The sequence below is a fragment of the Pseudomonas sp. UF-293 genome (genome assembly GCF_058245595.1).
This window is the reverse complement of sequence record NZ_JBSICA010000008.1, coordinates 95,155-109,230: the sequence shown is the minus strand read 5'-3', so window position 1 is coordinate 109,230 and position 14,076 is coordinate 95,155. Positions and strand designations below refer to the sequence as shown.

The 14,076-nt window shown below is 60.3% G+C and carries 13 protein-coding genes and 1 pseudogene; 12 read left to right on the top strand and 2 right to left on the bottom strand.

What is annotated here, in order from left to right; all coding sequences use genetic code 11:
• Positions 1–7 precede the first annotated feature (7 nt).
• From exaC to darG, 12 genes and pseudogenes are all read left to right on the top strand, one after another.
• Positions 8–1,528: an acetaldehyde dehydrogenase ExaC gene (gene exaC / locus AC4IHP_RS11655; protein ID WP_024014465.1), complete on the top strand. Its 1,521-nt coding sequence runs from the start codon at positions 8–10 to the stop codon at positions 1,526–1,528.
• 250 nt (positions 1,529–1,778) lie between these two features.
• The gene (gene eat, locus AC4IHP_RS11650) at positions 1,779–3,227 is read left to right on the top strand and encodes an ethanolamine permease (protein ID WP_490831736.1); all 1,449 of its coding nucleotides are present in this window, start codon (positions 1,779–1,781) and stop codon (positions 3,225–3,227) included.
• 52 nt (positions 3,228–3,279) lie between these two features.
• Positions 3,280–4,674 (top strand): ethanolamine ammonia-lyase subunit EutB, encoded by a 1,395-nt coding sequence (locus tag AC4IHP_RS11645; RefSeq protein ID WP_039761855.1) that lies wholly within the window; start codon positions 3,280–3,282, stop codon positions 4,672–4,674.
• Between the two features lie 5 nt (positions 4,675–4,679).
• Positions 4,680–5,504: an ethanolamine ammonia-lyase subunit EutC gene (gene eutC, locus AC4IHP_RS11640; protein WP_460121714.1), complete on the top strand. Its 825-nt coding sequence runs from the start codon at positions 4,680–4,682 to the stop codon at positions 5,502–5,504.
• A 115-nt stretch (positions 5,505–5,619) separates the two neighbouring features.
• Positions 5,620–6,081 (top strand): GNAT family N-acetyltransferase, encoded by a 462-nt coding sequence (locus AC4IHP_RS11635; protein ID WP_007958617.1) that lies wholly within the window; start codon positions 5,620–5,622, stop codon positions 6,079–6,081.
• 259 nt (positions 6,082–6,340) lie between these two features.
• Positions 6,341–6,991 carry a DedA family protein gene (locus AC4IHP_RS11630; RefSeq protein ID WP_016773001.1) on the top strand — a complete coding sequence of 217 codons (651 nt, stop codon included), beginning with the start codon at positions 6,341–6,343 and terminating at the stop codon, positions 6,989–6,991.
• Positions 6,992–6,995: 4 nt separating this feature from the next.
• Positions 6,996–7,808 carry a M90 family metallopeptidase gene (locus AC4IHP_RS11625; RefSeq protein WP_490831735.1) on the top strand — a complete coding sequence of 271 codons (813 nt, stop codon included), beginning with the start codon at positions 6,996–6,998 and terminating at the stop codon, positions 7,806–7,808.
• A gap of 112 nt (positions 7,809–7,920) precedes the next feature.
• The gene (gene ppa / locus AC4IHP_RS11620; protein ID WP_003205933.1) at positions 7,921–8,448 is read left to right on the top strand and encodes an inorganic diphosphatase; all 528 of its coding nucleotides are present in this window, start codon (positions 7,921–7,923) and stop codon (positions 8,446–8,448) included.
• A 217-nt stretch (positions 8,449–8,665) separates the two neighbouring features.
• Positions 8,666–9,412, top strand: coding sequence for a S24 family peptidase (locus tag AC4IHP_RS11615; RefSeq protein ID WP_460121719.1), 747 nt, complete (start codon positions 8,666–8,668; stop codon positions 9,410–9,412).
• 425 nt (positions 9,413–9,837) lie between these two features.
• Positions 9,838–10,077, top strand: a complete 240-nt coding sequence (locus AC4IHP_RS11610) for a type II toxin-antitoxin system RelB/DinJ family antitoxin (protein WP_039761862.1) — start codon at positions 9,838–9,840, stop codon at positions 10,075–10,077.
• A pseudogene (locus AC4IHP_RS11605) lies at positions 10,067–10,362 on the top strand (type II toxin-antitoxin system RelE family toxin). Before AC4IHP_RS11610 ends, AC4IHP_RS11605 begins: the two are co-directional and overlap by 11 nt.
• A gap of 148 nt (positions 10,363–10,510) precedes the next feature.
• Positions 10,511–11,596, top strand: coding sequence for a type II toxin-antitoxin system antitoxin DNA ADP-ribosyl glycohydrolase DarG (darG, locus tag AC4IHP_RS11600; RefSeq protein ID WP_490831734.1), 1,086 nt, complete (start codon positions 10,511–10,513; stop codon positions 11,594–11,596).
• 44 nt (positions 11,597–11,640) lie between these two features.
• Here the strand turns inward: darG and AC4IHP_RS11595 are convergent, their stop codons facing one another.
• Both AC4IHP_RS11595 and AC4IHP_RS11590 read right to left on the bottom strand, forming a co-directional pair.
• Entirely contained in the window at positions 11,641–12,453 is an 813-nt protein-coding gene (locus AC4IHP_RS11595; protein ID WP_490831733.1) for a YfaP family protein, read from the bottom strand.
• A 3-nt stretch (positions 12,454–12,456) separates the two neighbouring features.
• Complete coding sequence (locus tag AC4IHP_RS11590) at positions 12,457–14,076, bottom strand: DUF2300 domain-containing protein (RefSeq protein WP_490831732.1); 1,620 nt, start codon at positions 14,074–14,076, stop codon at positions 12,457–12,459.

The window sequence follows — 14,076 nt, the reverse complement described above, 5'->3', positions numbered from 1 at the left end:
CATCATCATGCGTTACGCCCACCCCGGTACTGACGGCGCCAAAGTCTCGTTCAAGAGCAAGTACGGCAACTACATTGGCGGCGAGTTCGTCGCGCCGGTCAAAGGTCAGTACTTCACCAATACCTCGCCAGTGAATGGCCAGCCAATCGCCGAATTCCCCCGCTCCACCGCCGAAGACATCGATAAGGCGCTGGACGCTGCTCACGCCGCCGCCGATGCGTGGGGCGCCACTTCCGTGCAGGCACGCTCGCTGATCCTGCTGAAAATCGCCGACCGCATCGAAGAAAACCTCGAACTGCTGGCGATCACCGAAACCTGGGACAACGGCAAAGCCATCCGCGAAACCCTCAACGCCGACATCCCGCTGGCCGCTGACCATTTTCGCTACTTCGCCGGCTGCCTGCGCGCCCAGGAAGGCAGTGCTGCGGAAATCGATGGCAACACCGTGGCCTACCACATTCATGAACCGCTGGGCGTGGTCGGCCAGATCATCCCGTGGAACTTCCCGCTGCTGATGGCCGCGTGGAAACTCGCGCCAGCACTGGCCGCCGGTAACTGCGTGGTGCTCAAACCTGCCGAGCAAACGCCACTGGGCATCTGCGTGCTGATGGAGCTGATCGGCGACCTGCTGCCGCCGGGCGTGCTCAACGTCGTGCAGGGCTTCGGCAAAGAAGCCGGCGAAGCACTGGCGACCAGCAAACGCATCGCCAAAATTGCCTTCACCGGCTCGACCCCGGTCGGCTCGCACATCATGAAATGCGCGGCGGAAAACATCATTCCATCGACCGTGGAACTGGGCGGCAAGTCGCCGAACATCTTCTTCGAAGACATCATGCAGGCCGAGCCGAGCTTTATCGAAAAGGCTGCCGAAGGTCTGGTGCTGGCGTTCTTCAACCAGGGCGAAGTGTGCACCTGCCCTTCCCGCGCACTGGTGCAAGAATCGATCTACGACGAATTCATGCAGGCTGTGATGAAGAAAGTCAGCCAGATCAAACGTGGCGACCCGCTGGACACCGACACCATGGTCGGTGCCCAGGCATCCGAGCAGCAATTCGACAAGATCCTCTCGTACCTGGAAATCGCCAAGGGCGAAGGCGCGGAGTTGCTGACCGGTGGCAAGGTGGAAAAACTCGAGGGCAGCCTGGCCACCGGTTATTACATCCAGCCGACCCTGCTCAAGGGCACCAACAAGATGCGCGTGTTCCAGGAAGAAATCTTCGGCCCGGTAGTGAGCATCACCACCTTCAAGGACGAAGCCGAAGCCCTGGCGATTGCCAACGACACCGAGTTCGGCCTCGGCGCCGGTCTGTGGACCCGCGACATCAACCGCGCCTACCGCATGGGCCGGGCGATCAAGGCCGGTCGCGTGTGGACCAACTGCTACCACCTCTATCCGGCGCATGCCGCGTTCGGCGGTTACAAGAAGTCCGGCGTCGGGCGTGAAACCCACAAGATGATGCTCGACCATTACCAGCAGACCAAGAACCTGCTGGTGAGCTACGACATCAATCCGCTGGGATTCTTCTGATCCGGACGGGGTGAGGCAGGTGTTTCCTGCTTCGCCCTCTGGGTTGTCTTCGCGAGCAGGCTCGCTCCCACAGGTGATTCATGGACGTACGCAATCCCCCTGTGGAAGCGGGCTTGCTCGCGAAGGCGGTCATACCTTCAATATCCAAGTCACCGACACACCGCTTTCGCGAGCAAGCCCGCTCCCACCGGGGTAATGCGTCACTCCAGCGAACAGGTTGGATAAAAACAATAAAAACAGGTAACTGCTTATGCCAAGCGATCATGCAAATCCGCAACCGGCAACGTCTTCCGTCGACTTCGAAAAAGTCGGCTCCGACTACTTCCAACAACGCGAACTGAAAAAAGGTGCCGCCGGCTGGGTCCTGCTGGTCGGCCTCGGCGTTGCCTACGTGATCTCCGGCGACTACGCCGGCTGGAACTTCGGCCTCGCCCAGGGTGGCTGGGGCGGCATGTTTCTGGCCACGCTGCTGATGGCGACCATGTACCTGTGCATGTGCTTTTCCCTCGCCGAACTGTCCTCGATGATTCCCACCGCCGGCGGCGGCTACGGTTTCGCCCGCAGTGCTTTCGGGCCCTGGGGCGGGTTTCTCACCGGCACGGCGATTCTGATCGAATATGCCATCGCCCCCGCTGCCATCGCGGTGTTCATCGGTGCCTATTGCGAGTCGCTGTTCGGCATTGGCGGCTGGATGATTTATCTGGCGTTCTACATCGTCTTCATCGCCATCCACATTTTCGGGGTCGGCGAAGCGCTCAAGCTGATGTTCATCATTACCGCCGTCGCCGCGCTGGCGCTGGGGGTGTTTCTGGTGGCGATGGTGCCGCACTTCGACGTCGCCAACCTGCTCGACATCCCGGTGACCACTGCGGTCGGCGCCAGTCCGTTTCTGCCGTTCGGCTATGTCGGCGTATGGGCGGCGATTCCCTATGCGATCTGGTTTTTCCTCGCCGTCGAAGGCGTGCCGCTGGCCGCTGAAGAAACCAAGAATCCCAAGCGCGATCTGCCGCGTGGCCTGATCGGGGCGATGCTGGTGCTGCTGATGTTCGCCCTGCTGATCCTGATCGTTGGCCCCGGCGGCGCGGGCGCCAATTCGCTGCTGACCTCCGGCAACCCGCTGGTCGAAGCACTGAGCAAAGCCTACGGCGGCTCGACGTGGATGGGCAGCTTCGTCAACCTCGTCGGTCTGGCCGGACTGATCGCCAGTTTCTTCTCGATCATCTACGCCTACTCGCGGCAGATCTTTGCGCTGTCGCGGGCCGGTTACCTGCCGCGCAAACTGTCGCAGACCAACAAGAGCAAGGCGCCGGTGCTGGCACTGGTGATTCCCGGCGTCATCGGCTTTGGTCTGTCGCTGACCGGCCAGGGCGATTTGCTGATTCTGGTCGCGGTGTTCGGCGCTACCATTTCCTATGTGCTGATGATGGCCGCGCACATCACCCTGCGCATCCGTCGCCCCAAAATGGACCGGCCGTACCGCACGCCGGGCGGCATTTTCACTTCGGGCGTGGCGCTGGTGTTGGCCTGCATCGCCGTGGTGGCGGGTTTCCTCGTCGATCCACGGGTGGTGATCGGCGCCGCGATCATCTATGGAGTGTTAATTGCTTACTTTGCTTTCTACAGTCGGCATCACTTGGTAGCAGGCACGCCGGAAGAAGAATTCGCGGCGATTCAAAAAGCTGAACAAGCCTTGCACTGATTGTCGAAAACCACGGCGCAGAGGCATTCTGCGCCGTCACGGAGAACGCTGAATGGCCAGTTTTGCTCACACGGTCGGCGCGCAGACTTACCGCTTCGACAGCCTCAAAGACGTCATGGCCAAGGCCAGCCCCGCCCGCTCGGGGGATTTTCTCGCCGAGATCGCCGCGCTCAACGACGGCGAGCGGGTAGCCGCGCAAATGGCCCTGGCGGACATCCCGCTCACGCACTTCCTGCAGGAAGCGCTGATCCCCTACGAAGCCGACGAAGTCACCCGGCTGATCATCGACACCCACGACAAACAAGCCTTCGCCGTGGTCAGCCACCTCACCGTTGGCGGCTTTCGCGACTGGCTGCTCAGTGATGCGGCGGACGAAACCAGCCTGCGCGCCCTCGCCCCGGGCCTGACCCCGGAAATGGTCGCCGCCGTGTCGAAGATCATGCGCGTGCAGGATCTGGTGCTGGTCGCGCAGAAAATCCGCGTGGTCACCCAATTTCGCGGCACCCTCGGTTTGCGCGGGCGCCTGTCGACCCGCCTGCAACCCAACCACCCGACCGACGAGCCGTCCGGCATTGCCGCGAGCATTCTCGACGGCCTGCTCTACGGCAACGGCGATGCAATGATCGGGGTCAACCCGGCCACCGACAGCATTGCTTCGATCTGCGCGATGCTGGAGATGCTCGACGCGATCATCCAGCGCTACGACATTCCCACCCAGGCCTGCGTGCTGACCCACGTCACCACCTCGATCGAGGCGATCAACCGTGGCGTGCCGCTGGATCTGGTGTTCCAGTCGATTGCCGGCACTGAAGCAGCCAATGCCAGTTTCGGCATCAACCTCAATGTTTTGCAGGAAGGCTACGACGCCGGGCTCAGTCTCAAGCGCGGCACCCTCGGGCAGAACCTGATGTATTTCGAAACCGGTCAGGGCAGCGCGCTGTCGGCCAACGCCCACCACGGCGTCGATCAACAGACCTGCGAGACAAGGGCCTACGCCGTGGCGCGACATTTCAAGCCGTTCCTGGTGAACACCGTCGTAGGATTTATCGGCCCGGAATACCTCTACAACGGCAAGCAGATCATCCGCGCCGGTCTTGAAGATCATTTCTGCGGCAAGTTGCTCGGCGTGCCGATGGGTTGCGACATCTGCTACACCAACCACGCCGAAGCCGATCAGGACGATATGGACACCCTGCTGACGTTGCTCGGCGTTGCCGGCATCAACTTCATCATGGGCATCCCCGGCTCCGACGACATCATGCTCAATTACCAGACCACTTCGTTTCACGACGCCTTGTACGCCCGCCAGACCCTGGGCCTGAAACCGGCGCCGGAGTTCGAACAGTGGCTGGCGAACATGGGCATCTTCACCCAGGCGGACGGCAAGGTTCGCTTCGGCAACAACCTGCCGCCGGCGTTCCGCCAGGCCTTGGCGCACTTGGGATAAGTCTTATGGAAAAACCACCGGTCGATCCGCAAAACCCCTGGCTGGAACTGCGCCGCCTGACCCCGGCGCGGATTGCCCTGGGCCGCACCGGCACCAGCCTGCCGACGCGGGCGCAGCTGGATTTTCAGTTTGCCCACGCCCAGGCCCGCGATGCTGTGCACCTGGCCTTCGATCACAGCGAAATCAGCGCACAACTGAGCGAGCGCGGGCGGGAAACCCTGGCACTGCAAAGCGCCGCGCCGGACCGACACACCTATCTGCAACGCCCGGATCTGGGGCGCAAGCTTAGCGATGAATCGGCGCAGACCTTGCGCGACTACGCCAGCGCCCACCCAGGCGGGGTCGACCTGGTCATGGTCGTCGCTGATGGCCTGTCGGCACTGGCGGTGCATCGCCACACCCTGCCATTCCTGACGCGGCTGGAAGAACAGATGAGCGGCGACGGCTGGTCCGTGGCGCCGGTGGTGCTGGTGGAACAGGGTCGCGTCGCCATCGGAGACGAGATCGGCCAGTTGCTCGGGGCGAAAATGGTGGTGATGCTGATCGGCGAACGCCCGGGCCTGAGTTCGCCGGACAGCCTTGGGCTGTATTTCACCTATGCGCCGAAGGTCGGCCTGACCGACGCGTATCGCAACTGCATTTCCAATGTCCGGCTTGAAGGTTTGAGCTACGGCATGGCGGCGCATCGCTTGCTGTATCTGATGCGCGAAGCCTGTCGGCGGCAGCTGTCGGGGGTCAATCTGAAGGACGAAGCTCAGCTGCACACATTGGAGGCGGACGACGCTGTCGACATGAAAGGCAATTTCCTGCTCGATCCGCCACCAGCCTGAACCGTTTCCGCATTGCCTTTCTGCGCTGCTTTCAGGCAGGATCGACGCACGGCCGCCCGGGTTTCCCATCGCCGTCAGAGCAGTTGAAGACAGCCACTTGAAGACGAGACCTATCATGCGGATTATTCAAGCGACCCTCGAACATCTGGATTTGCTGACTCCTTTGTTCGTCAAATATCGCGAGTTCTACGGCTCCCTGCCTTACCCGGACTCCTCCCGCGCGTTCCTCGAAAAACGCCTGCGCCGCAAAGAGTCGGTGATCTATCTGGCTCTGGCCGACGATGACGACAAAAAACTCATGGGTTTCTGCCAGCTGTATCCGAGCTTCTCGTCGCTGTCGCTCAAACGCGTGTGGATCCTCAACGATATCTACGTCGCCGAAGACGCGCGCCGCCAATTGGTCGCCGACAACCTGATCCGCACCGCGAAGAAAATGGCCAAGGAAACCCAGGCCGTGCGCATGCGCGTCTCGACCAGCGCGGACAACGAAGTGGCACAGAAAACCTACGAATCGATCGGTTTCAAGGAAGACACCGAGTTCAAGAACTACGTACTGCCGATCAGCGACGAGCTCTGAACCCAAAAGATCGCAGCCTTCGGCAGCGCCTGCAGCGGAACGCGTTCCAATTGCAGGAGCTGCCGAAGGCTGCGATCTTTTGAGGGCTGACAATTGTTCACACCACGACACTCCCCGCTACAAAACCGGCGCGCTTTTCAGCGGTCAGACCGTATAATCCCGATCTTTCCGGCTTGTAAGAAAAACTACACCCCGCTGTAGGCTTACACGAAGTCATCCGCACAGGCCTGCCGAGTCGGGCCGTCATACAGGTGCCCCCATGGATTTCAACCCGCTCGACCTTATCCTGCATCTCGATGTGTACCTCGATTTGCTGGTGAACAACTATGGGCCATGGATCTACGCCATCCTGTTTCTGGTGATCTTCTGTGAAACCGGCCTGGTGGTGATGCCGTTCCTGCCGGGTGACTCGCTGCTGTTCATTGCCGGGGCGGTGGCGGCCGGCGGCGGCATGGATCCGGTGTTGCTCGGCGGCCTGCTGATGCTGGCGGCGATCATGGGCGACAGCACCAACTATGTGATCGGACGCACGGCCGGGGAGAAGCTGTTCAGCAACCCGAACTCGAAAATCTTCCGTCGCGACTACCTGCAAAAAACCCATGACTTCTATGACAAGCACGGCGGCAAGACCGTGACCATGGCGCGCTTCCTGCCGATCATCCGTACCTTCGCGCCGTTCGTTGCCGGTGTGGCGCGGATGCCGTACCCGCGTTTCTTCGGTTTCAGCGTGCTCGGTACCATCCTCTGGGTCGGCGGTCTGGTCACCCTGGGTTATTTCTTCGGCAACGTGCCGTTCATCAAGAAAAACCTCTCGCTACTGGTGGTGGCAATCATCCTGCTGTCGCTGGTGCCGATGATCATCGGCGTGGTGCGCAGCCGTTTCGGCGGCACCAAAGTGCAATCGCACTGATCCGATGTGGTCCCTGAGCGCCTGGCGTCGCCGGCGCATCCTGGCCAGCCACCCGATTGCCGACGACCTGTGGCAACGGGTGCGCCATCAGCTCTCCTTCCTCGACGGCATCAGCGCGGCTGAAGACCAGTGGCTGCGCGAAGCCTGTGTACTGTTTCTCAAAGACAAACACCTGACGGCCCTGCCCGGCGTCGAACTGCATCAGGAACAACGCCTGCTGCTCGCCGCCCAGGCGCAGTTGCCGTTGCTGCATCTCGGTGATCTGAACTGGTACCAGGGTTTCCACGAGATCGTGCTGTACCCGGATGACTTCCTCAGCCCGCAACGTCATCGCGATGCCAGCGGCGTCGAGCATGAGTGGGACGGCGAACACAGCGGCGAAGCCTGGCAGCAGGGGCCGGTGATTCTCGCCTGGCCCGGCGTACAGGCCAGCGGTGGCTGGGAAGGCTACAACCTGGTGATCCACGAACTGGCGCACAAGCTCGACATGCTCAACGGCGACGCCAACGGCCTGCCGCCGCTGCATGCCGACATGCGTGTCAGCGACTGGGCCACGGTGATGCAGGCCGCCTACGACGACCTCAACCGCCAGCTCGATCACGATCCCGAGGCTGAAACCGCCATCGATCCCTACGCCGCCGAGAACCCGGCCGAGTTCTTCGCCGTCACCAGCGAATACTTCTTCAGCGCCCCGGATCTGCTGCACGAGGCTTATCCACAGGTCTACTTGCAACTGCAGCTTTTCTACCGGCAGGATCCGTTGGGCAGACTGCGGCAACTTCAAGCCACAGACCCGGTCTATCAGGCGCACGAGTAAGCTCTGCACGACTTCTGGTACGTGGCGTCGACGTAGGAATGTGCCTATAATCGCCGCCACTTTTTGGTCAATCCGGCCAAGTGTTTTTGGTCAACTACGGGGGCAACGCCCAATGAGCTACAGCAAGATTCCGGCTGGCAAAGACCTGCCGAACGACATCTACGTCGCGATCGAGATCCCGGCCAACCACGCGCCGATCAAATACGAAATCGACAAAGACAGCGATTGCCTGTTCGTTGACCGTTTCATGGCCACCCCAATGTTCTACCCGGCCAACTACGGTTACATCCCGAACACTCTGGCTGACGACGGTGATCCCCTCGACGTGCTGGTCGTGACTCCTTATCCGGTAGCGCCAGGCTCGGTAATCCGCGCCCGTCCGGTCGGCATCCTGAACATGACCGACGACGGCGGCGGCGATGCCAAAGTCATCGCAGTGCCCCACGACAAGCTGTCGCAGCTGTACGTCGACGTGAAGGAATACACCGACCTGCCGCCACTGCTGATCCAGCAGATCGAGCACTTCTTCGCGAACTACAAGGATCTCGAGAAGGGCAAGTGGGTCAAGATCGAAGGCTGGGCCGGCGCAGACGCCGCCCGCGAAGCAATCACCAAGTCGGTTGCCGCCTACAAGGGCTAAGCAATTGCGCTTTGCGTGACGCTTGAAAAAAACCCCGGACATCCGGGGTTTTTTGTGTCTGCGAGCTTCGAATAAACAAAGCGTTTAAATTCCTACATGCAGTTTTAATCTGTTTAATTTCCCACAAGCACGTCTTACATCCCGTCGCAAAATACAGGCTTTTTTTGAACGCCCGGTTTATTCAAACCGCTCTAGTCCGGCCGTAGACTCCGTGTTTATGAGAAAGAACACTAGCGGTCCTCGATTCAAGGCACTCCTGGAAGCAGCGAACATCAGCACCACGGATTTCGCAAGGTTCTGGGGCACGGAAGCCCAAAACGTTCATAACTGGTACACCCGGGGCGTCCCGGCGTATCGCATGGAAGAAGTCTCACGCCTGTTGTCGGTCAATAGTGAATGGCTGAAAACCGGGGAAGGCGTCAAGGAGGTCCCGCGCCTGCACCCTCCCGCCAGCAATGGCGACACGTTCGACGCCCAGTCGATCTGCGGCGTCTACACCGTCATCAACCCCAACGACATCGATCTGGCCTTCTTCAAGGAAACCCCGATCGCCAACGGCGATGGCAAAACCCACGTCATTCTCGACCCCGACCAATCCCTGCGCCTGCCTCGCGCCCACCTCGATCAACTCGACATCCAGCACGCCAACGCCATTTGCGCGCACATGATCGGCAACAGCATGGCCGAACGCATCGAAGACGGCTCCATCGTCGCCATCGACCGCGGCCTGACCCAGGTCGTCGACGGCGAAATCTACGCCATCGAACACGACGGCATGCTGCGCATCAAATACCTGCACCGCATGCCCGGCAACGGCCTGCGCATGCGCAGCCACAACAGCGCCGAATACCCCGACGAGGTTTTCCGGCCGGCGCAGATCGAAGAGCAGCGGATTCACATTCTTGGGTGGGTGTTCTGGTGGTCGACACTGGGCAAGCGCCGGCCGGTGGTGCCGTTTCTATGACAGTTCACTCGAACCTGTGGGAGCGGGCTTGCCCGCGAAGAGGCCCTGACAACCGGTACAAATCCCGAGTTTGTACCGCTTCAGTCGCTCTAAACCGCACTTGAGGCTGGGAATCCAGAGCAAAACTCAGTATCCTGCGCCCCACATTCGCGCATCGACCCGCCCAGCGGCTCGAATGACGCCCGACGCGGCAGACCAAAGTCTGACCAAGTCCCACAGCCGGACGCAAGATCCGGATGTACGTTTTGAAGGCTGGCGCGGTTTACCAAAAATAAACCAAGCCAGTCCCCGAGAAGCCGGCCACAAGCCGGCTTTTTAATGCCTGCAAAAAGGCTACGCCTACCGTCCGGAACTTGAATTCTCACTTGTCGAGAGCGCGATCCCCTTGTTACCGTAACGACAACCGTCATTACAGGTATCCCATCATGGCTTCCATCAACATCCGCATCGATGATGATCTGAAACAGCGCTCATTCGCCGAACTCGAAAAGCTCGGCGTCACGCCGTCGGAGCTTCTGCGCCAAACCCTCCAATATGTAGCAGAGCGAGGCAAGTTACCCTTCAAAGCGGCGCTGCTCAGTGAAGAAGATGAAGCGCTGATTGCCGTAGTCACCGAACGTCTCGCATCCCCTCAGCGGGTCAAGGTGAGTCTGGATGACTTATGAGCTTGAGTTTGATCGCGTGCGTTAAAAGAGTGGAACAAGCTGGGCGATACGGTTCGCCAACAGTTCAAAAAAAAACTGGCTGAGGTCTTGGAGAATCCTCGAATCGAAGCCAATCGGCTTCGCGAGCTACCAGACTGCTATAAAGTGAAATTGAAAAGCGCCGGTTATCGCTTGATCTATCAGGTACTTGATCACGAAATCCTGGTGTTCGTGGTCGCCATAGGCAAACGTGAGCGGGAGGCAGCCTACGAGGTTGCGCAAGATCGCTTGCCATCCCGGACCTGATTTCGAAACATCCCATTTGCCGGACGCACACCGCCGAGGTGCAAGTGCTGATCATTTGTAAAAAGTACAACGCGTACACCCTCAGAAGCAGACGTCGCACCCAGAGCCTGACGTTGCCTGTCCATGCGCGTCCCAAATGGTATTTCCAATGATGAGATTCACCCAAGGCAACCTGCTGGAAGCCAAAACAGAAGCCCTCGTCAACACGGTGAATACCGTAGGCGTGATGGGCAAGGGCATCGCATTGATGTTCAAAGAGCGCTTTGCGCAGAATTACCGCGTGTATGCAGCGGCGTGTAAGGCCGGGGAAGTAGAAACCGGCAAAATGCATGTGACTGCCACCAACGAACTCGACGGCCCTCGCTGGATCGTGAATTTCCCCACCAAGCGACACTGGCGGTCGCCGTCGCAGATGGCATGGATCACCGAAGGTTTGCATGACCTGCGGCGGTTCCTGCTTGAAAACGATGTGAAATCCGTTGCGGTTCCACCGTTAGGTGCTGGTAACGGCGGTTTGAAGTGGCCTGAAGTCCGTGAACAGATTGTCGAAGTGTTGGGAGATCTCGATGCTGATGTCTTGGTGTTCGAGCCGTCCAATCAGTACCTGAATGTCGCCAAACGCGCGGGCGTAGAAAAGCTCACGCCAGCCCGGGCGCTTATCGCCGAACTGGTTCGTCGCTACTGGGTTTTAGGCATGGAGTGCAGCCTGCTGGAGATTCAGAAGCTCGCCTGGTTTCTTGAGCGCGCTATCGAGCAGCTGCCAGATACCGAGAACCCTCTGAACCTGAAGTTCGTCGCACATAAATATGGCCCATACGCCAACCGGCTTGAACACCTGCTTGATAACCTCGATGGCAGCTATCTGCACTGTGACAAGCGCATCAGCGACGCAGGCATTAATGATGTGATCTGGTTTAATCAAGATCGCAAAGCGTTTTTACAAACGTATCTCAAGACTGAGGCCAAGGCATATTCGCAAGCGTTGGAACGTACGGCTCAACTGATTGACGGTTTTGAATCGCCATTCGGTATGGAGTTATTAGCCACGGTCGATTGGTTGTTGAGCCAGGAAGGGGTATCTGCGACTGTTCCAGCGCTACGCGAAGCATTGAAGCATTGGGAAGGTGGCGCCGGTGCTGCGGCTCGCAAGAGCAAACTGTTAGATGATCAGGCTCTTGATATTGCGCTCAAGCGCCTGACATCCAGTACTCTCCGGCCTGGATTAGCGGCCTGAAAGACGCTCGATAAATTGGGCAGCAACCTGCTGCCCAATTTCCGTCACGGATAACTGAACGACTTCACCAACGTCAGTTCCCCCGCCGTCCGCATCGGCACTACAAACGTTTCCATCTTCTCGCTCGGCGTGCCCTCTTCGGTGATGACCGTCACCTGCGCCGTGGTCAGCGCCTGCACCGCTTCATCCCCACCTTCGTCATCCCCGCGATACCCGCCGCCGTAATAATTCACATAGATCAGATACTGCCCTTTGATCGGCGCGGGCATGGCGGCGATTTCCGGGCCGTAGCCGGTGGTGACGTCGACATCGAGGGCGGCGCCGTTGGGTGCGACGCGGTTGCCGTACCAGATGTGGGCGCCGTCAGGGGTGATCAGGTGCAGGTCAAGGTCGGTGCCGTCGCTGTCCCAGGCCAGCAGGACGCGCAACTTGGCCGGGGTGGCGCCGCCGCGGGCGTTGAGGAATTGCGTGCGGTGGCGTTGCTGGCCGTCGGCACTGCGCACTTCGACGCTGTTGCTGCCATTGGGGAAGGAGAACGGCCGATCAAAGCCGCCGGTGCGGTCGATTTTCAGCGGCATGCTGACGCCGTTGACGATCAGGCGGCCGGGTTCGTTGTTCTTCGGCACGGCTTTGATCTGGCCGCTGATTCTGGCGGTATTGGCCTGGCCGAGCGGTGTGTTGACCGACGAGGCCGGGTAGTTGACGGTCTGGCGAAAGCTCTCGCCCTCGCCTTCTGGCGCGCCGCTGCGCCAGCCGCCGATCGGGGTGTCGAGTTTGACGCCATCGGCGGCGAACGCTTGCGGCAGTACGTTGAGGGCACAGAGCAGCAGCAAGACCTGTGGATAACGGAGTGTCATGGTCTATTCCAGCAAAAGGTGACGGGCGAGCCCTTCGATGTAGGTTTCATCCTGGCCGTTGGGGTGTGCTTCGAAGGCCAGGTGCAGATATTCATGAGTCAGGTCGAGGCGATCCTGTAGGTTCAGCACGCCGCGCACGTAAATCCGCTGGCGTTCGCGGTCGACGAAGGGCCGGCCGAAGGCGAGTTTGCATACAGCGAAAGTGCTGACTTCGTTGTAGCCGGTTTCGCTTTCAAGCCTCGGACGCCAGCCGCGTCGCTGCTTTTGCAGCCAGTCTTGCGCGGCGGTCAGCGCCTCGCAGGAGGCGACCGGGTTGTCCCAGCGGCTGAGGCTGGCGCGCGGATAGGCGTGCAGCAGAATCGCGTCGTAGCGCTGGCCGGCGTTCGCTTGCTCGACGGCTTGCTGCCAGGCCAGTTTGTCCGGGCCCGGCTGGTCGGAGTGATAGGTGACGGTGCTGCCGGCCAGCACCAGATCAGCCGTCCACGCCGCAATGTTGCGCGACTCGGCGGAAGCCGGGCGCGGGGCGACGCGCTGGCGGTTGCTGCTGTCGTCGATGCTCAGGCATTCGCCGTTGCGCGTGGCGTTTTGCAGCAGATAAGTGCGGATCGCTACGGCCAGCGCCTTGGCGGCTTCGGCGGGTTGCGGTTTGGCTTCGCGCTCAAGGACGCGGGCGACATATTCTTCGCGATCAAGCCTTGCGACGAGTTTGTCGTTGAGCAGAAACAATTCGCCATCGCTATGGATGTCCAGCGCGTTGCCGTTGGCGAATTCGACGCGATAGTCGCCGCGCAATGGCCCGGACGTGGCAACACGATCGCCGGCCAGAACTTTCGAAACCGGGTATTTCGAGAACAGCCCGACTTCCACACAACGCCCCGCGTCCGCTGGCCAAGCCGTCGGTAATACGCTGGCCAGCGCCTGACCGTAATGACGCAGAACCATTTGACTGGTGCCGCGCCCGCCCGCCCAGAGCGGCGCGCCGTCGGCGGTCCAGCCGGCGAATCCACCCTGCCGCGATTGTGCATCCTGATCGCCGAGCCAGCTCCAGGTCTTCACCCGCAGGCGCCCGCCCAACTCGCCGACGACATTGCCGTCTGCCGCGTTCAGTACGACATCGAGCAGCACTCGGCGCGTCTGATCCTGCGCTGGCAGCAACGCCAGAACGCTCAATAACTCAGCAACCGAAACCCTTGTTGCCGGTTGCACGGCTGGCAAATCCAGCAACCACGACGGCGCCTGCCGCGCCTGCCAATACGCTCGCCAATCCGTCGCTGCAATGCCCAACCGCGTCGGTTCGAAATACAGACCGCAGGATTTCACCAACGCCTGATCCCGTTCGATCCTGCCGCCCGCCGAGCAGCAATAAACTTCTTCTTTGGACTGCCCGCGACATTCATAAGCCGGCTCCCGTGCATCGGTATCCACCAGCCACGCGTAAACGAATAATTTCCACAGACTGCCCAGCGGCGCATCCAGCGACGCTGGCAACGGTTCGCGCTTGATCAGTTGCGTCTGACTCAACGACAACAACTCGCCCTGATAGGCCACGCGCAACGGTTCGTCCTGCGCTGTCGCCAGCGCAGGCATCACACACATCAGCAGCCACAACAGCGGCCGGCGCAT